Origin of the sequence: Tunturibacter empetritectus (genome assembly GCF_040358985.1) — a bacterium.
In the GTDB taxonomy this organism is placed as follows: domain Bacteria; phylum Acidobacteriota; class Terriglobia; order Terriglobales; family Acidobacteriaceae; genus Edaphobacter; species Edaphobacter empetritectus.
Window position 1 is genome coordinate 3,443,122 of record NZ_CP132932.1, and the last position, 21,293, is coordinate 3,464,414.

General features: G+C 57.7%; 15 protein-coding genes. 10 read left to right on the plus strand and 5 right to left on the minus strand.

The genetic code is table 11. The annotated features are described in order from the left end of the window. Positions 1 to 111 precede the first annotated feature (111 nt). The gene (locus RBB75_RS14255) at positions 112 to 1,806 is read right to left on the minus strand and encodes an MFS transporter (protein WP_353068453.1); all 1,695 of its coding nucleotides are present in this window, start codon (positions 1,804 to 1,806) and stop codon (positions 112 to 114) included. A gap of 256 nt (positions 1,807 to 2,062) precedes the next feature. Between RBB75_RS14255 and RBB75_RS14260 the strand changes: the two genes are divergently transcribed. Further along, a complete protein-coding gene (locus RBB75_RS14260; RefSeq protein ID WP_353068454.1) occupies positions 2,063 to 5,671 on the plus strand; it encodes a TonB-dependent receptor in 3,609 nt (1,202 codons plus the stop codon). A gap of 132 nt (positions 5,672 to 5,803) precedes the next feature. Here the strand turns inward: RBB75_RS14260 and RBB75_RS14265 are convergent, their stop codons facing one another. After that, on the minus strand, positions 5,804 to 6,559 hold the full coding sequence (locus RBB75_RS14265) for an SDR family oxidoreductase (RefSeq protein ID WP_353068455.1): 756 nt from the start codon (positions 6,557 to 6,559) through the stop codon (positions 5,804 to 5,806). A 141-nt stretch (positions 6,560 to 6,700) separates the two neighbouring features. On the opposite strand from RBB75_RS14265, the gene RBB75_RS14270 reads away from it, so the two are divergent. Further along, positions 6,701 to 7,384, plus strand: coding sequence for a TetR/AcrR family transcriptional regulator (locus tag RBB75_RS14270; RefSeq protein WP_353068456.1), 684 nt, complete (start codon positions 6,701 to 6,703; stop codon positions 7,382 to 7,384). 245 nt (positions 7,385 to 7,629) lie between these two features. Here RBB75_RS14270 and RBB75_RS14275 read toward each other — a convergent pair whose 3' ends face one another. Together RBB75_RS14275 and RBB75_RS14280 are read right to left on the minus strand one after the other, a co-directional pair. Continuing rightward, positions 7,630 to 8,436 carry a HugZ family protein gene (locus tag RBB75_RS14275; RefSeq protein WP_353068457.1) on the minus strand — a complete coding sequence of 269 codons (807 nt, stop codon included), beginning with the start codon at positions 8,434 to 8,436 and terminating at the stop codon, positions 7,630 to 7,632. A 296-nt stretch (positions 8,437 to 8,732) separates the two neighbouring features. Next, on the minus strand, positions 8,733 to 10,580 hold the full coding sequence (locus RBB75_RS14280; RefSeq protein WP_179637401.1) for a phosphoenolpyruvate carboxykinase (GTP): 1,848 nt from the start codon (positions 10,578 to 10,580) through the stop codon (positions 8,733 to 8,735). Between the two features lie 166 nt (positions 10,581 to 10,746). On the opposite strand from RBB75_RS14280, the gene RBB75_RS14285 reads away from it, so the two are divergent. Beyond that, a complete protein-coding gene (locus RBB75_RS14285) occupies positions 10,747 to 11,601 on the plus strand; it encodes a tetratricopeptide repeat protein (RefSeq protein ID WP_353068458.1) in 855 nt (284 codons plus the stop codon). An 80-nt stretch (positions 11,602 to 11,681) separates the two neighbouring features. On the opposite strand, the gene RBB75_RS14290 is transcribed toward RBB75_RS14285, so the two are convergent. Next, positions 11,682 to 12,872: a potassium channel family protein gene (locus RBB75_RS14290; RefSeq protein ID WP_179637402.1), complete on the minus strand. Its 1,191-nt coding sequence runs from the start codon at positions 12,870 to 12,872 to the stop codon at positions 11,682 to 11,684. Positions 12,873 to 13,143: 271 nt separating this feature from the next. Between RBB75_RS14290 and RBB75_RS14295 the strand changes: the two genes are divergently transcribed. The 7 genes from RBB75_RS14295 (at position 13,144) to zwf (ending at position 21,273) form a co-directional block, all read left to right on the plus strand. Continuing rightward, positions 13,144 to 13,515, plus strand: a complete 372-nt coding sequence (locus RBB75_RS14295) for a response regulator (protein WP_179637403.1) — start codon at positions 13,144 to 13,146, stop codon at positions 13,513 to 13,515. 12 nt (positions 13,516 to 13,527) lie between these two features. Beyond that, a complete protein-coding gene (locus tag RBB75_RS14300; RefSeq protein WP_179637404.1) occupies positions 13,528 to 13,752 on the plus strand; it encodes a DUF2905 family protein in 225 nt (74 codons plus the stop codon). Positions 13,753 to 13,792: 40 nt separating this feature from the next. Beyond that, positions 13,793 to 15,430 carry an exodeoxyribonuclease VII large subunit gene (gene xseA, locus RBB75_RS14305; RefSeq protein ID WP_353068459.1) on the plus strand — a complete coding sequence of 546 codons (1,638 nt, stop codon included), beginning with the start codon at positions 13,793 to 13,795 and terminating at the stop codon, positions 15,428 to 15,430. Continuing rightward, positions 15,427 to 16,773 (plus strand): phosphoglucosamine mutase, encoded by a 1,347-nt coding sequence (glmM, locus tag RBB75_RS14310; protein ID WP_179637406.1) that lies wholly within the window; start codon positions 15,427 to 15,429, stop codon positions 16,771 to 16,773. The genes xseA and glmM overlap by 4 nt, the downstream gene beginning before the upstream one ends. A gap of 331 nt (positions 16,774 to 17,104) precedes the next feature. Then, positions 17,105 to 18,739 (plus strand): glucose-6-phosphate isomerase, encoded by a 1,635-nt coding sequence (pgi, locus tag RBB75_RS14315; protein ID WP_179637407.1) that lies wholly within the window; start codon positions 17,105 to 17,107, stop codon positions 18,737 to 18,739. A gap of 81 nt (positions 18,740 to 18,820) precedes the next feature. After that, complete coding sequence (gene gnd / locus RBB75_RS14320) at positions 18,821 to 19,843, plus strand: phosphogluconate dehydrogenase (NAD(+)-dependent, decarboxylating) (protein ID WP_179637408.1); 1,023 nt, start codon at positions 18,821 to 18,823, stop codon at positions 19,841 to 19,843. Between the two features lie 23 nt (positions 19,844 to 19,866). Continuing rightward, entirely contained in the window at positions 19,867 to 21,273 is a 1,407-nt protein-coding gene (gene zwf, locus RBB75_RS14325) for a glucose-6-phosphate dehydrogenase (RefSeq protein ID WP_179637409.1), read from the plus strand. Positions 21,274 to 21,293: the final 20 nt, after the last annotated feature.

Consider the following 21,293-nt stretch of genomic DNA (forward strand, 5'->3'; position numbering starts at 1 on the left):
CATGCCATTATTTTCAAAGATTTGCGGACTGGCCTCTTAGGAACTTCATCTCCCATCTCGCAAATAACCGCAAAAACCTGCAGGGACAAAAGAAAACTCTGGGGTTGAGTATTACGGCTTCGTTTCAATGGCGCTCGCAGGCGAGTGCGACGGCACAGGATTCGCAACCTCCCGCGCATAGATCTGGTATGTCGTCTTCGGTGGCTCGTCATGTTGATGTAACGCTCGCACACGAGCGCGAATCACCTCATCCGCCGCGGTAATGCGTTCGCGCGAACGTAAGTAATCCAGCCACGACTCCATCACAAACGTCTCGTTCAACTGCGTCGGATCGATCGCATCGCGATAGATGCCCCATCGTATCGCCCCATCACGCAGACGTACGCCGCGAAGCTGGTGAATCGCAGTGGTGAACTCCGCATAGTTTTCAATCGGCACGCGGTAGTCAACCGAGATCCGCACCGGCCCGTCCGTAGGATCCGTATCGAGCGCCAGTTGCGGTGCCGGATGCTTCGCCTGATAAGGCGTATGGTCAGGCAGCGGACCCTGAAGGATATGAAACCGCCGCGCAAATGGAAACGTAATCAACAAGCCACACGCCGCAGTAGTCAGCGCGATCGTCGTAGAAGTATGTTCCGCAATGTATCCCCACAGAATCGCCCCGAGCGCCATGCCCCCCTGAAACGTCGTCATATAGGTGCCCAACGCGCGAGCCTGCACCCATGCCGGAACCGACAGCTGCACCGAGACATTAATCGTCGACATCGTGCTCGTCCACGCCGCGCCCGACAAGATCAGCGTCGCGATCAATATCGAAGGGCTGCGCACAAACGCCATTACCAGCAGCACAACCACGTTGTACAGCGTCGAAGTCGCCAGAATCTGGTCTGCCGAAAATCGTTGCCGAACCCGATGAAGCGTAGTCGCCGCGATCACCGCTCCAAGCCCAAGCGAGCCGTTCAGAATTCCGTATCCCAGCGGACCCTGCTTCAAGTCACGCTTCGCCACCACAGCCAGCAGCGACCAGATCGCCGAGATGAAGAACGTAAACGTAAACGCGCGCACCAGCGAAGACTGCAGATCCGGCGCGTATCGCACATACCGCAGCCCCGACCGGATAGAACCCGCAATACGCTCCGACGGCAGCGCCGACTTGAACAGCGGAATCCGCTTCCAGTTCACCAGCACCCAGATCACGCCCGCAAACGACACCGCATTCAGCGCAAACACCGATCCCGCACCCGTATAAACCCGCTGAAACCCTGCAACCATCAATCCGCCAAGCGCAGGCCCCACCGCACGCGCCAGATTATTACTCGCAGCATTCAGCGACACCGTATCCGGAATCAGTTCACGAGGCACCAGCTCCGGCACAATCGCCTGCCATGCGGGGTTGTTCATCGCTGACCCGATATTCAGCAGAAACGTAAATGCCAGCAGAGCCCAGGGCGAGATATAGCCCACAAACGTCAACACCGCCAGCACGCCTACCGAAGCCAGCATCCACGCCTGCCAGAAGATCAGCAGCTTGCGCCGGTCGAAGATGTCTGCCGTAGCCCCAGCCAGCAGCCCCAGCAGCAGCACCGGCAGACTCGCCGCGGTCTGCATCAGCGCAATCAGCAGCGGCGACGTCGTAAGCGAGGTCATCAGCCACGTACCCGCCGTATCCTGCATCCACGTCCCTACCGAAGAGACCGTGCTCGCAATCCAGCGATCCCGAAACAAAGGAATCTTCAGCGGAGCGAAGCCGTTGGACTTGTCCACGATCGGAGGCTCAGCAACAATATTGGGAGATTCAAGTGGCATCGCTACGACTAGTTTACGGAACCCGCGAGTCGATAGTATCCTTCGTGCGCTTTTATGCAGCGGATCCAGCCAGTTCGGCTCAGCCAGCCAACTCCGCGGTACTCTTGACGCTGAAACTTCCCGGAAAACCTCGAAATCTGTGAAACCGCAAAACTTGCGTTGACTTTCCATTGACCAATTCTTACAGTCTATTCATCCAAGCCAACGCAACGCAGTCGATGCAAGAACCACCCTAGTTTGTCGAAAGGGTTTAATTATGAAACTCACGATGGTCGGCGCGACGTGTCCGAAATCGGTGGCAGGCCCCGCCGATACGAAATCCCACAAACTACTTTTCCTTGTTATCTGTGTCCTCGCACTGGCGATCCCGCCTGCACTCCACGCCCAGGCCGTTGGAAGTTTCTCCGGCAATGTCCTCGATAAATCCGGATCGAGCATCTCTGGAGCCACCGTCAAAGCTACGTCTCAGGCAACCGGCCTCAGTCGAGACACGAAGACCGACAGCGCCGGCCACTATCTGATTCCTTTGCTCCCTGTCGATACCTACACCGTGCGCGTCGACATGCAGGGCTTTCAAAGCACAGAGTCCAGGAATCTGAAACTCGATGTTGATCAAGCCCGTGAACTCGATTTTTCCATCGCAACTGCGACAGTAGTCACTTCAGTGACAGTCTCCGGTGATGCCGTAACTGCCGAGACCAATAACCCTTCTCTCGGCCAGGTCATTACCTCGCAGCAGGTCTCGCAGCTTCCCTTGAACGGTCGCGACTTCGTCCAACTCGCTACCCTCACCGCCGGCGCCACGGCAGAGACCAACCCCAACAGCTTCTTCACCTCCGGCACAGACAGCGAGGTGGCCGCGCGCGGGTCCTTCTCTCTGTCGGTCGGCGGCTCCCGGCCCAACAGCACCGATTGGCTCCTCGATGGAGTCGACAATAACGAACTGACGGCAGGCGGAATTGGCGTCTTTTCTTCCATCGACGATATCGCGGAATTCAAGGTGCTCACCTACAGCTATTCCGCGGAATACGGCTCCCGCGCGGGCCCCACCGTTCTGGTCACCACAAAATCCGGCACCAACAACTTCCACGGATCGCTCTTCGAGTTCGTCCGCAACACCGCCTTCGACGCCAAAGGCGACTTTGACACGACAACCCCGAAGTTCAATCTGAACCAGTTTGGCGGCTCTATCGGGGGGCCCATCCTCCACAACAAACTGTTCTTCTTCGTCGATGGCGAGCAGAAGTATCAGCGTCAGGGAATCACCTTCACCGGTGTGGTTCCTTCCCTGGCCATGCGCAACGGCGACTTCTCGGCCGACGCCTTCGGTAAACCCGCACCCACAGGTCTCGGCATCGCCAACCCTAATGTGTTCGGCTCATCCAACCCTTACTTCCAATGCGATGCCTCCGGCAATCCGATAACCGCCAACCCCGACGGCAGCCAGGCACCGGGAACCAACTGCAGCAAGATTCCGCAAAACCTGATCAACAGCGCCGGCCAGGGCCTGCTCGATATCTATCCTGCGCCCAACGCCTCCGGCAGTGGCTACAACTATGTCAACGAGCCTGTCCGCATCCTGAACGAGACCAAATTCGATGTGCGACTGGACGAGACCCTCACGGCCAACGACAACCTGTTTGGCCGCTTCAGCTACGACCAAGCGTTCTCTTTTGCGCCCGGCGGCGCCCCCACCCTTGCCGAAGCCAATGCCTTCGGCAGCAATGAAAACCTGGTCAACCACGCACGCAATGTCGGCATCGGCTGGAGCCACGTCTTCGCGGCCACCACGCTCAACCAGGCCTCCTTCGGGTACGATCGCATCTTCAACTACATCAATTCGCTGGGTAACTCTAGCTGTGGATCGGCCCTTCTGGGCATTCCCAATGCCGATCTCGGATGCTCGGCCAGCGGTACCCCTCTTGCCGGAGGCGCCTACAGTCAAGGTGTGGTCTCCGTCCTGCCCACCAGCGGATATTGGGCACTCGGCGATCGCGGCTACTCTCCCTTCCAGGGTGGAACCAATATCTTCTCCTTCAAAGACGATCTCGACCTCATCCGCGGCAAACACGATATTCACGTCGGCATCGATCTCCGTGCCAATCAGATGAATGTGGGTACAGAAGCCTTTAGTTCCGGCTTCCTGCTCCCGGGTGCCACCGGAAACTTCAGCGGCTTCACCTGCCCAAAGGACGCCTCGAGCGCGTGCGTCAATGCGCCCGGCGATCCCGAAGCCGACCTTCTGATGGGGATTAGCGGAGGCGCCATCCACGACCAGACCTACGATGGCGCAGTCACCGGCCGCCGCTGGAAGATCATAAGGCCCTTCGTCGAAGATGACTGGCGGATCATCCCCTCGCTGACCCTCAATCTGGGCCTGGCTTGGGGCATCACCACTCCGATCACCGAGGTCCACAATCGGATGGCCAACTACATCCCATCGACCGGAGAGCTTCAGATCGCCGGCCAGAACGGAGTAAGCCGATCGGCAGGCATCAATCAGTTCGGGGGCGCGTACGAACCCCGCCTTGGCCTCGCATGGAAGGTTGCCGGCAGTGACAAGACGGTGCTCCGCGCCGGCTTCGGCATCTATCACGACTCGGTCTGGAGCCAGGGTGCGCAGGGCCTGTGGCAAAATCCGCCAAACCTCGGCGAGACCGATCAATTCGCCGGCGCAGGCTGCGCCTTTGCAACTTCATACTGTGCTACTCACGGCCAGACACCTTCGGGAACCTTTTACCTCTCCACCGGCTTTGCCGTTCCGCCCACGCCGCCGACTGTGGGCAACTTCGAAGGCACGTTCTACTACCAGCCACGCAACTTCCAGCCGGGCAGGGTTCGTCAATATAACGTCAACGTGGAACGCCAGCTGCCGGGCGATGTTCTGCTCACCGCTGGCTATGCCGGCGCAGTCGGCGGCCACATCCTGGTAAGCGGCAATGACCTCAACGTCAGCAGTCCCTCTGCTTGCGTCGGAACATCCAGCTATACGCTCGGCTGCCTGCCTGGCGGCGCACCCTACATCGCTCCGTACAACCTTCCGTTCAACGCGATCTTGCTTTTTGGCGACGTTGGCAAGACCCACTACAACTCGCTGCAGATCAAAGCAGAGACCAAGACGCCCAAACACGGTCTTTACGCGCTGATCGCTTACACCTACTCGAAGACATACGACAATGGTCTAACCGACGGCCTGGGCTCGTTGCTAAGCGCCCCGTACTTCCCTCTGCCCAACTGGGAAAACCTCGACTGGGGCCTCTCGCAGATCAACCTGAATCACAGCTTCACTGCAAGCATCATCTATGACCTGCCCTTCGGCAAGGGCAAAGCGTTCGGAAGCAATATGGGTACTGTCGGTGACACCCTTATCGGCAACTGGCAGGTCACGCTGATTGAAAGAATCTCCTCAGGGTTCCCGGTTCCTCTGATCGACAGCAGCAACCAGTCGGGCGCTGGCTTCAATGCCGGTGGCAACGGCAACAACTACAACCGGCCCGACCAGATTCCCGGTTGCAATACGCACGCAAGTCACAGTGCACCCAACTACCTATGGATCAACCCTAAGTGCTTCGCCTTCCCGGCTGCTGGCGAACTTGGCGATGCCAATCGTGTTCCCGTCTCGGGACCCGACTTCGTCAACACGGACTTCTCACTCATCAAGCAATTTCGCCTTCCTCGGGAGATGGGCTTGAACTTCCGCGCTGAATTCTTCAACCTGTTCAATCATCCGCAATACGGATCGCCAATCGCCGACATCAACTTCGCTGCACCGCCTCAGGGCCAGGTCTCCGATTCCTTCGGAAAAGTAACCTCAACCGTCAACAATCCGCGCTTAATACAACTGGCCCTCAAGCTGAATTTCTAAAACGCACAGGCCTGCACGGAATTAATCCGTATCCGCAAGGGAGAGAGTGTCAGTCCCGAACTGACGCTCTCTTCCTTGCGATTGGTGTAAGAGCCGGCGTTTGTCGATGCCGGAATGCGCTTGGCGACTACATCACCACGGAATCACACCTTCTGTGCGGGAGAAGGTGCCCGTCGGGCCATCCGCGCCAAGAAGCGCGAGGCGCACCGGCTCGCGAGCACCCTCCTCGACAGTTCCCGTGCCTGCATAGTTGTTCAGGTTCGTCTTGATGAAGCCCGGGGAACAGGCGTTGACCTTGATCCCGGTCGACTCCAGCTCGATCGCCATGGCGAGCGTCATCGCGTTGAGAGCCGTCTTGGACGCAGAGTAGCAAGGGCCGAAGATCGAGCGATAGGGGAAGGCCGGATCCGAGTTTTCCGTCAGCGAGCCCACGCCGCTCGACACGTTGACGATGCGGGCTGCCGGCGCCTCGCGCAGCAGCGGCAGCAGCGCCTGGGTCACGGCGAGCACGCCGAACACGTTAGTCTCCCACACCGCGCGCACCTCATCCAGAGACACGTTGCTCGCGCGGGTAAACTTGGCGTACTCTGCGATAGTTTGGCCGGGCAGCTTACTCGTATTCGAGATGGCCGCGTTGTTGACGAGCACATCGAGGCGGCCAAGCTCCGTTCGGACGCGCTCTGCCGCCGCGGCGATCGAAGCCTGATCCGTCACGTCGAGCTGGAGCGCGAGAGCGTCTGGCCCAATCTCCTTAGCCGCAGCCTCGCCCCGCTCGAGATTGCGCGACCCGACCAGTACCGTGAAGCCATGGGCCACGAGATCCTTTGCGATCTGAAGACCAATTCCTTGATTAGCCCCGGTGACCAGGGCGACGGGTTTGTTTTGCATTTTGCTCTCCTCATGTTGTTTTGCTGACATGTTGTGTTGCGGACATGTTGTGTGTTGCTGACATCCTGCTATGCTTGAAAGACAACCGGAACCATGTTCCATATAGTAAACGGAACATTGTTCCGATTGCAAGGCCTGCATATGAAAAAAAAAGTCATAGAACGAACGCACGACCAGAAGCCTGAAGACGCCACGCCTCGCCCCATGCGTGCCGATGCACAGCGCAAGATGGCTTCACTGCTCCAGGCAGCGATGGAGGTCTTTCGAAAGTCAGGAGTAGACGCACCAGTCCGTGAGATTGCGGAGAAGGCAGGCGTCGGCCTGGGCACGGTCTACCGTCACTTCCCGCAGCGCTCGGATCTCATCAAGGCCGTCTTTCAGACCCACGTGGATGCCTGCGCGGATGCGGCCTATGTCCTCGCGGGCAAGTACGAGCCCGGTGAGGCATTGGCTCGCTGGATGCAACGCTTCGTGGACTTTATCTCTACCAAGCGAGGGCTTGCAGCAGCGCTCCACTCAGGCGATCCGGCCTACAGCGCTCTGCCGGGTTACTTCAATAAACGCCTCATGCCGGCACTCAAAACTTTGCTCGAAGCGGCCGTTGCAGCGGGAGAAGTGCGCCCGGGTATTGAAGCCGGCGATCTGCTGCGAGCAGTCGCAACCCTATGCCGCGGATCTCACGACGAAGAGCCCGTCTATGCACGAAAAATGGTCGAACTGCTGGTGGATGGCCTGCGTTACGGAGCGAGCAAGCAAACCGGCACGCGTCCAGAAACCCGACGGAGACGATCTGGTAGTTCTGCAAAGTCGGCCCCTCGAACTTGATATGTAGGTAAGCCGGAAGCCGGGAGATATCCTCCGCAAGCGGGATCTGCTCTTCCATTTGGCCTTGGGCCAGGACAACAATCAAAACAACGAAAGGGATGTTAAAAAGGAAACCCACGCAGCGCGGTGGGGGCTGTTGCGTGGGTATTCCAGTAAAGCAACGAAGTGGGTGGACTTCGTTATGACTGACTCAACCCGAAGGGAGTCTTGCCACTCATTAAACATAAAGGGAAAGGGGATAGGAGTCAATAGGCATTTGTGGGCAGAGTGCTCTTCTGACGGGCTTCTTTGACCATCTCGACCAAAATGGAACGTGTGTCGCCAGCCGTCTTCGCCTCACGTAAAAAAGTGATGCGCGCACCCTTGACTCCTGCCGACGTAACAGCCCGAACATGGAACCCTAGCCGGTCGACCGAGGTCATCGTCGCCGAGTCGGCTTCGAGTTGGGCGTGTGTCTTCGTCAGCAGAACGAGCGCGTCGCCGTGATCGGCGTTCATGTGGTCCAGAATGCCCTGCGCTGCCCCGGCAAGGGGGTCAGGAGAGGCTGAGGCGTAGTCCGCCGCAGTTACCCAACCCATGACGCCAAAGCCACCAACGTAGTACACGTCTATCGGTTCCAGACGGAAGAAGGAGAAGTCGGTGAAGTCCACCCAGTAGTGACTGTTCGGGTGGGCCTTCAGGTAGAGCTCGCGAGCCCCCGCCCTCTCCTTCTCAACGATCTGGTGGACCGCTCCCACCAGGGTGACTCGTGCCGCGCCAAGCACGTCGCCATCGACGGCCGGCTGCGTGACGAAGAGGCTGGCGCGTGGGTCCCCCTTCAGGTTCTGGGTGTGCATCGCCATCGTGCTGATCAGGAACAGGGGCCGGCCCCCAGCGTCGAGCGCATACGGCATCAGCGAGCCGAAAGGAAAGCCCGGTTGCTTGCGGGAGACGGTCGAAAGCGTGGCAACGCTGGCTTGGTGAAGCAGCGTGCGGGCGCGTTCAGCGTGGCTGGGCTCAGCCACCGACGGCTGCGGGTTAGGGTTGATTGGTGCTGCGTGCTGATTCGACATAGATCCTGCTTCACTCTCTCGGGTACTGCTTTCCTTGAGACTTATTTGATGGTGAATCACGGCTCAAAGGAAACCGGTTCTTGGGAGAATCTGGTTCCTGACGGGAGAGGAAAAATAAAGTGCTGAAACGTGGCGTATCTTTCGTGATCGGAAATCGTGGTGTTTTCAGCCAGCATTTCACCACCATCTCACCACGTTGCACCATCCAAAACACCACGTTTTGGCACCACGATTTCGCACAAACCCCTGCAAAAACGCATGCGCCACCACGCAGAAAAAAACCGTACCGGGAGCTCCTAAAGTCTGCAGATTAGGAGCTCCCGCTCGTAGATCATCTCGGGAGGAAGGTGGTCGTGGAGCAGCAGGAAGAGCTCCTCATGTCCCATGACCTCCTGTCTCCACTGCGCCCTGTCCACGGTCTGAAGCACATCGAAGGTCGCGCGCGGAAACTCCAGCCCCTTCCAGTTGATGTCGTCGAAGTGGGGCGTCCAGCCAATGGGGGTCTCCTTGCCCAGCGCGCGGCCCCGCACCCGATCCACAATCCACTTGAGAACACGCATGTTTTCACTATACCCGGGCCAGAGGAACTGCCCGTCAGGACCCTTGCGGAACCAGTTGACATGGAACACCCGAGGCGTAGCCGAGAGGTTGCGCTGCATCTTAAGCCAGTGCCGGAAGTAGTCGCCCATGTGGTATCCGCAGAAGGGCAGCATGGCCATAGGATCGCGCCGCACCTTGCCGATGGCGCCGCCCGCTGCAGCAGTGGTCTCCGACCCCATCGTAGCCCCGATGTAAACACCCGCCGACCAGTTAAACGCCTGATAGACAAGAGGCATGGTGGTAGGCCGACGGCCACCGAAGATGAACGCGGAGATGGGAACCCCATTGGGATTCTCCCAGTCAGGGTCGATAGTAGGACACTGCGAAGCAGGCGCGGTGAAGCGTCCGTTTGGATGTGCGGCAGGGGTGCCGGTCTCCTTTGCGATGGCCGGGGTCCAGCGATTACCGCGCCAATCAATGAGTTCGGCGGGTGGGGTGTCGGTCATGCCCTCCCACCAGACGCCACCCTCGGGGGTGAGCGCAACGTTGGTGAAGATGGTGTTCTTGGCCAGGGTGGCCATTGCGTTGGGGTTAGTCTTCGTGCTGGTGCCAGGCGCGACTCCGAAGAAGCCGGCCTCGGGATTGATGGCGCGAAGCTGACCATCCTTGTCGGGCTTGATCCAGGCGATATCGTCGCCTACGGTCCAGACCTTCCAGCCCTCGAAACCGGCGGGTGGGATCATCATGGCGAAGTTAGTCTTGCCGCAGGCGCTGGGGAAGGCAGCAGCGACGTAGGTCTTCTCGGTGGTGCCGTCGGGACGCTTGGGCGATTCAACGCCGACAATCAACATGTGCTCGGCCATCCAACCTTCGTCGCGGGCGATGTTGGAGGCGATGCGGAGGGCAAAGCACTTTTTGCCTAATAAGGCGTTGCCGCCATAACCGCTGCCGTAAGACCAGATCTCGCGGGTCTCGGGGAAGTGGACGATGTACTTTTCATCGTTGCAGGGCCACGGAACATCTTGCTGGCCGGGGGCGAGAGGCGCGCCGACGGTGTGCATGCAGGGAACCACGCGCTTTTCGTCCTTGTCGATCTCGGCAAAGACGGGCGCGCCGATGCGAGCCATGATGCGCATGTTGACTACGGCGTAGGCGGAGTCGGTAAGCTGAACGCCGATCTGCGACATGGGCGAGCCGATGGGGCCCATGGAGTAAGGAAGGACGTACATGGTGCGGCCGCGCATAGCTCCTTTGAAGAGGGCCTTGAGCTTCTTACGCATCACGAAGGGATCTTCCCAGTTATTAGTTGGACCCGCGGTGTCCTTCGACAGGGAGCAGATGAAGGTGCGATCTTCGACTCTGGCGACGTCGTTAGGTGCCGAGCGGGCGAGGAAGCAGCCGGGCCAGAGCTTTTCGTTGAGCTTGGTAAAGGTGCCGGCGTGGACAAGCTGGTTGCAGAGGAAGTCGTACTCCGCCTGCGACCCGTCGATCCAGTGGATGCGGTCGGGCTGGCAGAGATCGGCCATCTTCTCGACCCAACGGATGAGGTGTTTGTTGGTAGTGGGCGGGGCTGCAATGGCAGTTTCGACGGCTACGGTCTTCATAAGTGGGCGCAATTCCTTCGGGTACAAGTCTTCGCCTCTACTGTGGGGCTGTCAACCCTCCGTAGATGGTATACGGCGATAAGCGGCCGCAGAAAACGGAGCTTTGCGTGGAGTGCGCTCGAATTGGTTCATTTTGCATGGGTTGTTGATTTTTGAGGCGATTCAGGTGCGAACCAGTCGCACTTCGATTACCGCGCTGATAGACTTAAAGTTCTGCGCTGTGACTTCGCGCTACCAGTTTCCTCAACGCGGCACGACCGTGACGAGCAAAAAGGAAGAACAAGACAAAGTGGACCAGCAGACCAAACAAGCTCTAAAGCATGACCAGTTCGTCGATACCACACAGCATGGCCTTGAGTGGGCCAGCGAAAACCGCCGCTCCGTAATCGCTACCAGTGCCATTGTCCTTGCGGCGATCCTGGTGGTGGTAGGTGGCTTTCTGATCTATAACAGCCGCGCGAATCAGGCGTCAGTGGCCTTTGGCGCAGCGATGCAGGCCTATCAGACTCCGCTGGCAGCACCCGGACAGCCGGTGCCTGCGGGGGTGAAGACGTATGCGTCTCCAACGGAACGGGCCAAGGCTGCTAATGATCTTTTCATGGGCGTCGCAGACAAATACAGCATGACACCGGACGGCAAGGTGGCTCGCTACTTTGGCGGGCTGACCTATATGGAAGAAGGGCAGAACGGCCCGGCTGAGAGCACGCTGAAGCAGGTGGCAGGTGGTTGGAATGGGGATCTTGCGGCGCTCGCGAAGCTCTCGCTGGCGCAGCTTTACCGGCAGACAGGGCGCGATTCCCAGGCCGTGGATATATATAACGAGCTGACTGCAAAGCCAACAACGACGGTACCCTCCGGGCTGGCACAACTACAGCTTGCGGAGCTGTATCAAGCACAGGGGAAGCCTGAGCTGGCGAAGAAGATCTATGCGCAGTTAAAGGATAAAGACGCTAAGGGCGCGGCGGGGACGCTGGCTGCTCAGAAGCTGAATCCTGCGCCTGCGGGACCTGCAGGTCAGTAGCCTGTTAGATACAGATTTGGAAAGAGTTCGGGATGCGAGGGCTGTACGCCTTGCATCCCGAATCTGCGTTAGGGAGTGGATTAACCGTGGTCTTCGTCGGGAAAGAAGGGCATGCCGTCTCCTGTGGATCTCATTGCTGTCGCGGCGTCGGTTCGCATTCGGGTGAGGATGCTCCACTGATCGTTTACTTTTGGCGGCGCAACCCAGACCGGGAGTGGTATCCGCAGGTACTCGGATAGGCCGTGAGCGTGAGGTTCGTAGAGAGCACGGATGGTGTGGAGGCGTTTCGCCGCTGCGGGATCGCCACAGAGTCGGAGCTGATTTTCGCCGAGCGCCTCACAGAGATGGTAGAAGTCTTTGGACGGGAGTCGGTCGGGGTCGGTTCGAGGCTTCCCTGGGTTGCGTTCGAGGACTTCGAAGACCTCCCCAATGTCGATAAGGGCGTGGCGGGACATGACGAAGGTGAGCTGGGCCTGGCGGGAATGGCTGCCTTCAATGACCGAGATCAGGAGGGCGCAGGTGTCGAGGATGGAGACAAGGGCAGCCAGCCAACTTTGGGTGTCGTGTTGCGAACGATAGAAGCAGAGAATGGGGTAGGAGATGTGCGACTCTAGGATCTCGGCGGACCAGCGCTCCCACTCCTCCAGCAGATCGATGAGGGCTTCTTCGCTTCCTTCGAAGGCGTGGCGCCGAAGGAGTTCGGCGGCATTAGGCGGAGAGCCGGCGCGCGCGTCGAGGAGGGCAACGCTGATCTCGCGATGGGAAAATGCCTGATAGAGCACAGGTAGATAGCCGATAACGAGGGCAACGAAGCCGAGACCTACGCCCGACTCGAAGATGATGAAGGCGCGAGCGAGAAGACTGTGGGGGACAACGTCTCCCAAGCCGAGGGTAAAGAGGGTCGTTCCGCTTACGTAAAGGTCGGTGCCGAACTGAGCCAGAGGGCTGTTGGTGTGGGTCATCATGGCGTCACCAAAAGGGGAATGCATGGAGAAATAAAACATTCCGAAGCCGAAGATGAGAAGAAGCGCCCATAAGAGGAGAAGCAGAAGAAGGGAGAGCGGGCCGTAGATGCTGTAGATTTGCTCGCGGAGTTTCTTGTTGGCGACGCGTTCGGCCATCAGCACCCAGGGGACCCAGGTGCCGATGAAGAAGATGCGGGTGATTCGAAATCGTCCGGTGGGGCGGCGTGGAAGGATAATGGTCTGAAAGGCGTCGAGGGCGACTCCCAGGCAAAAGAGCAGACCGGCGATGAATGCGGCGACGTGCAAGGTGATGTCCTTGATTGATTCGGAGTCAGCGTTCTGTCGTAAACCTTACCAGAGACTGAAGTTGCGATTTTGTGTGGATGAAGTCACAGGTTGTTGGTTCGCAGATTTTCTTTTGCACAGCCTTATCTGTGACTCCGCCTGAAAAGCGGAGTCTAATGTTCAGAGATGAAATCATTGAATTTTGATTCGACAAAAATGCTTTTTGAAGCCTAGTCTAGGTTTGCCAGGCATGTGAACGCACGCAACCCGAACGATTCGCACGGAGGGCCCCATGAAGCGAGTTCTGGTGGTTGATGATGACCGTTTGGTGGCCGATACGCTGACTCTCATCTTTGAGAGGAGCGGTTTCAAGGCAAAGGCCGCTTACTCCGCAGATCAGGGATTGGAATACTCTCGCGACTTTGAGCCAAATCTTCTTCTGTGCGACGTATCGATGCCTGGGCGGGATGGACTTTCGCTGGTGAACGATGTGACGCGGGAGTTGCCGGCATGTCGGATCCTTATGCTGACCGGTTTTTACTCCAATCTGAAGAGTGTGCGGGAGCGGGCCAGTACTTTGTCGCGGCCTGTAGGCATTCTTACCAAGCCGTGTCAGCCTTCGGAGCTTCTGCGTGAGGCTGCCGCGCTGCTGGCGACTGCTTGAGAGTGGTGCAGCATGTCTGAGCTGGGCCGTACTCTTGTCATCCTCGGGCTGCTGCTGGCTTTGGCAGGTGCCCTCATCCTTGGGTTGAATCGCCTGAATCTTCCTCTTGGGCGTCTTCCCGGTGACTTTAGCTGGCGGGGGAGGGGATGGTCGGTTTCATTTCCAATTGCAACTTCAATTCTGATTAGTGTTCTTTTAAGCGTACTTCTTTGGGTCATGGGACGGCTGCGCCGCTGACAGTCTACTTGGCTGCGCTGCGATGCTAGACTCAGGCAAGATGTCCGAAAGGGAAGACAATCCGCCGACACTGGCCAGCCTGCGAGCGCGGCGAGGGAAGGTTCGGACCGAAAGAAGGTCGTCGTCGAAGGCCTCGACAATTCCGGTGCCGGATACGTTGTTTCAATCGGAGCTATTCTCCCTTTATGAAGAAGACAGTGCGTTAGCGGTTGCTTCTGTTGAGCCGGTTTCTGGCAGCGAAGAGTCTGGCAAGATTGCGATAGAGCCAGCTCGGCGAAGAATCTCTGGCGTGAGCGAACCAGCGATGGAGCGCCATATCTGGAGCGTTCGCGCGCTGGTGATGAACGCAAGACAGCAGATTGAGACGACCTATAGCGATCTCTGGGTCGAAGGTGAGATCTCCAACTGCAGGCCGGCACCCTCTGGCCACATTTACTTTACGCTGAAGGATGGCGAGGCTCAGTTGCCGGTAGTGCTCTTTCGCCGCCAGGCAGGACTGTTGCGCTTCCGGCCTGCAGATGGGCTTGCGGTTCTGGTTAGGGGCCGTGTCTCAGTGTATGAGAGCCGAGGGCAGCTCCAGCTCATTGGGGAGACGATGGAGCCCCGCGGCGCCGGTGCGCTGCAGCTTGCGTTTGAACAACTGAAGGCGCGATTGCTGTCAGAAGGACTCTTCGACGCGGCGCGTAAACGCCAGCTGCCCTCGTTTCCGAAGTGCATTGGCATCGTTACTTCGCTGTCCGGCGCGGTCATTCGTGACATCGTTACGGTCGTTCGCCGTCGTCATGCGCGGCTGAATCTGCTGATATATCCCGCTACGATGCAAGGTGCTTCCAGTCCGGAATCTGTTGTTGGGGGAATCCGCTGGTTCAACGCCAACTCCTCGCTGGTTGATGCGATTGTGATTGCCAGGGGTGGCGGCTCAATGGAAGATCTTGCCGGCTTCAATGACGAGGCGCTGGCGCGCGCGATTGCGGCGTCCGCACTTCCTGTGGTCTCGGCAATTGGCCACGAGACCGACTTCACGATTGCTGATTTCGTCGCGGACCTTCGGGCGCCGACGCCGTCGGCTGCTGCTGAATTGATTACTTCCGCTCAACATCGCATCGAAGACCAGGTCGCTGCGCTGGGCGCAAGAGTGCTGCGGGCCGGAAGATTCCATCTGATGCATGCGCGGCAGCGCTACGCACGACTCTCAGCGGAGGCAGTGTTAAATAGACTGCGAGATGCTGTCAGCCGGAGGGATCAGCGGCTCGACGAACTCCGCTTTCGTCTTGACGCCGCTGTACAACAACGTCTTCGTGTTCCCGCCCAACGGCTGAATGTGGTGAGCGACCGACTCCGCCGCCAGGATATCTCCGTTCGAATCGCAGCTACGGGCAATCATTTGCTGGCTGACACGCTGCGGTTGCAGCGTGTTGCAATGGAGAGCATTGTCGGCCGGCGTACACGGCTTGAAAGGGCTTCGACGAGGCTTGATGTCCTGTCGCCGCTCGCCGTTTTGTCACGCGGCTATGCCCTGGTGTACCTGCAAAGCGGCGCTGGAGACAGCACGTTGCTGCGTTCTTCTGCAGATGCTACGCCGGGCCAGACTATACGTGCGCGGCTTGCGCATGGGACGCTAAAAGCCAAAATAACTCAAACTGATACGGACGAAGTAACGGAGACCGGCAAGTTATGAAGAAGCTCTTTGGAACCGATGGCATCCGCGCTGTCGCTGGGCAGTCACCCCTCGATGCGACCACGGTATACGCTATCGGGCTTGCCCTGGCGCATATTCTTGGCGTGAAGACTCCGAGACCCCGCGTGTTGCTCGGTATGGATACTCGCGAGTCGAGCGGGTGGATTGCCGCAACGCTGACTGCCGGGCTGGACGCGGGCGGAGCATCTGTTGAGAGCGCTGGTGTGATTACGACTCCGGCGATTGCATTCCTCACACATACCCATGGCTTTGCAGCTGGCGTCGTCATCTCGGCCTCGCACAATCCGTGGCAGGACAACGGCATCAAACTCTTTGGGCCGGATGGTTATAAGCTCCCGGATGCGGTTGAGCTTGCGATCGAAGAAGAGATCTTCCGTCAACTTGCTGTGTCAACGAATGCTCCGCAAAGGACTGAACCGCCTGCGGTGAATGAGACCGATCGCGCAGAGTACGTCCGCTATCTGCTGGCGTCTGCTCCTGAGTTGTCACTGGATGGGAAGCGGATCGTGATCGATTGCGCCAACGGAGCTGCTTCGTCGGTCGCGCCTCAGTTATTCTCCGACCTGGGCGGAGAGGTTTTGATCACTCATGCCAGTCCCGACGGAAGAAATATCAATGAGGCTTGCGGGGCGTTGCATCCTGAGATTGTTGCCGAACAGGTGAAGAACTGCAAGGCGTCGATGGGGATTACGTTTGATGGGGATGCCGACCGAGCGCTCTTTGCAGATGAGCATGGCCAGGTTGTGAATGGGGATGCCGTCCTGCTGTTGGCGGCACGCGATCTGCAACGCCGCGGACTTTTGACGAACTCGACGGTGGTTGCGACGACGATGTCCAATATGGGGCTTGAGGCGGCGCTGAAACGCAGCGGGATCGAGATGCTACGTGCCGCGGTAGGCGACAAGTATGTTCTTGAGCAGATGATTGCGACCGGTGCGGCTCTGGGAGGAGAACAGTCCGGCCATATTATCTTTAGCGGACGCAGCACGACGGGGGATGGGCTGCTGACGGCGCTGCTGTTGCTGGATGTCGTCCATCGGAGCGGGAGGTCTTTGGCCGAGCTTGTAGCAGATCTGAAGGTGTTTCCGCAGGTGATTGTGAACGTCAAAGTACGCGAGAAGAGACCGCTTGAGGAGATTCCGAATGTGGCTGCAGCGATTCGCGCCGCCGAGTTCGAACTGGCTGATTCGGGCCGAGTGGTGATTCGTTATAGCGGCACCGAGGCTTTGGCTCGCGTGATGATCGAAGCGGAATCTGAGCCTCTGATGCGGCATCATGCCGATACGATTGCGGCCGCGATAAGGACCGAGATCGGGATCTGAGGGACTGGATCTAACCAATTGCGGCGAGAAGTTTAGTAACCCGAGCTGGTTTGAGGGTTCTTCCGGAGAGTGGTAACTTTATGCCGCCGAACTTGTCTGATGAGCGATGAATAAGGGCAGCTTTTTCTGGAATATCTGTTTGTCTTTCGAACATCAATAGCAGAGAGGCTGGTGTTGGAACTATAGATTTGTGTAAGCTGCCGGGGATCTTCGTTAAAATTGTAGGAATGTTGAAGGTTTTTCGACCTTCACTCCTCAGCGCAATATCTGTAACGGGAATGAATAGTAGTCTGGTCTGGCGGGAACAAACAGCGATGCAAGGAGTATGCAGATGACGACGAAATTGACGCCGCTTAGCGAGCGTTCGGCATGGAAGGCGCTGAGTGCGCATCATCAGAAGATTGGAGACACGCAGCTGAAACAACTATTTGCGGAGGATCCTGGGCGGGGAGAGCGGTTTACCCTTGAGGCTGCGGGCATCTTTCTCGACTACTCGAAGAATCGCATTACGGACGAGACGCTGAAACTTCTGCTTCAGTTAGCGGAGGAGTCGGGGTTGAGGGAGCGGATCGACGCCATGTTCCGCGGGGACAAGATCAATATCACCGAGAACCGGGCTGTGCTGCATGTTGCGTTGCGCGCGCCGCAGGGTGAGAAGATCGTCGTTGATGGTGAGGATGTTGTGCCGGGGGTTCATGCGGTACTGGACAAGATGGCGGCCTTCGCGGATAGGGTTCGGAGTGGGGCGTGGAAGGGGCATACCGGCAAGCGAATCAAGAACGTCATCAATATAGGGATTGGCGGTTCGGATCTTGGGCCGGTGATGGCGTATGAGGCGTTGAAGCACTATAGCCAGCGCGATATTACCTTCCGGTTTGTCTCAAATGTGGATGGGACGGACTTCGTCGAGGCAGTGCAGGATCTGAATGCAGATGAGACGCTGTTTCTCGTCGCTTCGAAGACTTTTACAACGCTGGAGACGATGACGAATGCGCATTCGGCGAGGGATTGGTCGCTGGCTGGACTGGGTGGCGATGAGAAAGCTGTTGCAAAGCACTTTGTCGCGATCTCGACGAATGCGAAGGAGGTTGCGAAGTTCGGCATTGACACGGCGAATATGTTTGAGTTCTGGGATTGGGTCGGCGGCCGCTACTCGATGGATTCGGCGATCGGGCTATCGACGATGCTGGCGATCGGACCGGATAACTTTCGCGCGATGCTGGATGGGTTTCATCAGATGGATGAGCACTTCCGCACCGCACCCTTCGCCAGCAATCTGCCAGTTTTGCTGGGGCTGCTGACGGTCTGGTATACGGATTTCTTCGATGCGCAGACGGTTGCGGTTCTGCCCTATGAACAGTACCTGAAAAGGTTTCCGGCGTATCTACAGCAGTTGACGATGGAGAGCAATGGCAAGCACGTGACGCTCGATGGAGAGCGCGTTGCTACAGTGACTGGGCCGATCTACTGGGGCGAACCTGGGACTAACGGACAGCACTCGTTTTATCAGCTGATCCATCAAGGGACGCGGTTGATCCCCTGCGATTTTATTGGATTTTATAAGACGCTCAATCCGCTGGGCCAGCATCATGACATGCTGATGGCGAACGTGTTCGCGCAGGCTGAGGCGCTGGCGTTCGGCAAGACTGCGGAGCAGGTCAAGGCTGAGGGGACGCCGGACTGGCTGGTTCCGCATAGGGTGTTCGAAGGCAATCGTCCGTCGAATACGATTCTTGCGGATCAACTGACCCCGGAGGTGCTGGGTAAGTTGATCGCTCTTTATGAGCATGCGGTGTTCACGCAGGGTACTATCTGGAGCATCGACTCGTTCGATCAATGGGGGGTTGAGCTTGGCAAGGTGCTGGCGCAGAAGATTATTGGAGAGCTGGAGAGCAAGACGGAGCCCGCGCTTTCGCATGATACTTCTACGACGAATTTGATTCGGAGATATAGGAAGAACAAATAAGGCCCGGCGGCTGCGGTTGCAAGAAAACTCTGCACCGTTTTTGATGTTCAGTGAACCAATAACTATTGGAGGGAGCGTTAAATGCAACTTGGAATGATAGGCCTGGGCAGAATGGGAGCCAACATGGTGAAGCGGTTGGCCAAGAATGGGCATGAATGCGTTGTCTTCGACAGGTCGCAACAGGCTGTCTCTGATCTTGCGAAGGAGAAGGGCGTCACGGGGGGAAGTTCGCTTGAGGACTTTGTGAGCAAGCTATCCAAGCCGCGCGCTATCTGGCTGATGATTCCTGCGGGAGTGGTCGAGCAGACAATTGCGGAGATCGTGCCGCATCTTGAGAAGGACGACATCCTGATTGACGGTGGAAACTCGTACTACATTGACGACATTCGGCGATCCAAAGAGCTTGAGCCTAAGGGGATTCAGTATGTGGATGTGGGCACGAGCGGAGGCGTTTGGGGCCTGGAGCGCGGCTACTGCATGATGATCGGCGGCCCAAAGTCGGTGGTGGAGCATCTTGACCCGATCTTCAAGACGATTGCCCCTGGTATAGGCGATATTCCGAAGACCCCTGGCCGTGAGAAGGTTGGGGGGACGGCGGAACAGGGTTATCTGCACTGCGGTGAAAGCGGCGGCGGACACTTCGTCAAGATGGTACATAACGGAATTGAGTATGGGATGATGGCGGCTTACGCAGAAGGATTAGGCGTGTTGAAGGCTGCCAATATCGGCAAGCACACGGCAGAGATCGATGCTGAGACGACACCGTTGCGCGATCCTGAACACTATCTTTACGACTTCAACCTGCCTGATGTTGCCGAGGTGTGGCGTCGCGGGAGCGTGATTGCTTCATGGCTGCTGGATCTCACGGCGTCTGCGCTGATTGTGGACCCTGAGCTTTCGAAGTATGGCGGAAGGGTTTCGGATTCGGGTGAGGGCCGCTGGACAATCAAGGCTGCGATCGATGAAGGCGTTCCAACTCCGGTGCTGACGACGGCTCTTTATTCGCGGTTCAGTTCGCGGGGAGAAGCTGACTTCTCAAATAAGCTTTTGTCTGCGATGCGCTTTGCCTTTGGCGGCCATCTTGAGAAGCCGCACGAAAAATAGTCTGGACTTGAAGGAGAAAACTCGTGAGTCAAACTCATTCCGATGCACTGGTATTTTTTGGTGCGACCGGCGACCTCGCTTACAAGAAGATCTTTCCTGCGCTTCAGTCGATGGTGAAGCGGGGCACGCTGAATGTTCCAGTGATTGGTGTTGCAAAGGCTGGCTGGAATCTCGATCAGTTCAAAGCGCGTGCTCAAGACAGTCTCGAAAAGCACGGGGGACTGGATCCTGACGCATGGGCGAAGATGAGTGCGCTGCTGCAGTATGTCGACGGGGACTACGTGGATCCGTCGACGTTTGTTGCAGTGCGGAAGGCTCTCGGTTCGTCGGAGCGGCCAGCTCATTATCTGGCGATTCCTCCTTCTTTGTTCGAGGAGGTAGTCGAACAACTTGTTAAGTCTGGCTCGGCGAAGGGCGCTCGAATGATTGTGGAGAAGCCGTTCGGACATGATCTGGCTTCAGCGCAAGAGCTGAACCGGATTTTGCTCTCGGCGTTTCCAGAGTCTTCAATCTTTCGCATCGATCACTATCTTGCGAAAGGACCGGTCCATAATATGGTGTCCTTTCGCTTTTCGAATACGTTCCTGGAGCCTATCTGGAACCGCGATTATGTTGAGAGTGTTCAGATCACGATGGCGGAGGACTTTGGCGTGCAGGGGCGCGGGGCTTTCTATGACCAGACTGGTGCGATTCGCGACGTGATTCAGAACCACATCTTTCAGGTGATGTGTAATCTTGCGATGGAGTGTCCTGCGCGCGGTGATGCGGAATCGATGCGCGACGAGAAGGTGAAGGTATTAAAGGCTATTCCTCCGATTGAAGCGAAGGATCTGGTTCGTGGACAGTTTCGCGGCTATCTGGAGGAGAAGGGCGTTGCGCCGAACTCGAAAGTCGAGACGTTTGCTTGCCTGAAGCTTGAGATTAAATCGTGGCGGTGGGATGGCGTTCCTTTTTACATTCGTGCGGGGAAAAACCTTCCGGTGACATGCATGGAGGTGATGGCGCGGTTTCGCAAACCACCGACGACGAACATCACAGAGCCGAATACGGCGCAAAATTATATGCGCTTCCGCATCAGTCCCGAGATGACGGTTGCGATGTCGGTTTCCATCGCGAACGAACTGGAGGGCACTGGGCGCGAGTCGGTGGAACTGATTGCCAGCCGCCATCCGAGCCCACAGGAGATGGAGGCCTATGAGCGGGTGCTGACCGATGCGATCGCGGGTGATGCAACGCTCTTCGCGCGGCAGGACTACGTTGAAGAAGCCTGGCGTATTGTTGATCCTGTTCTTAAGGAGGACACGCCGGTTTATGTTTACGAGCCGCATACGTGGGGACCGCCAGAAGCTGGAAAAAATATCGTTCCGTGCTGCGGGTGGGATACGCCGCTTGCTCATGAACCGGATGACTTTAGAGTCGTCGGCAGGTAGCCCTTTCACGACGCAAGAAG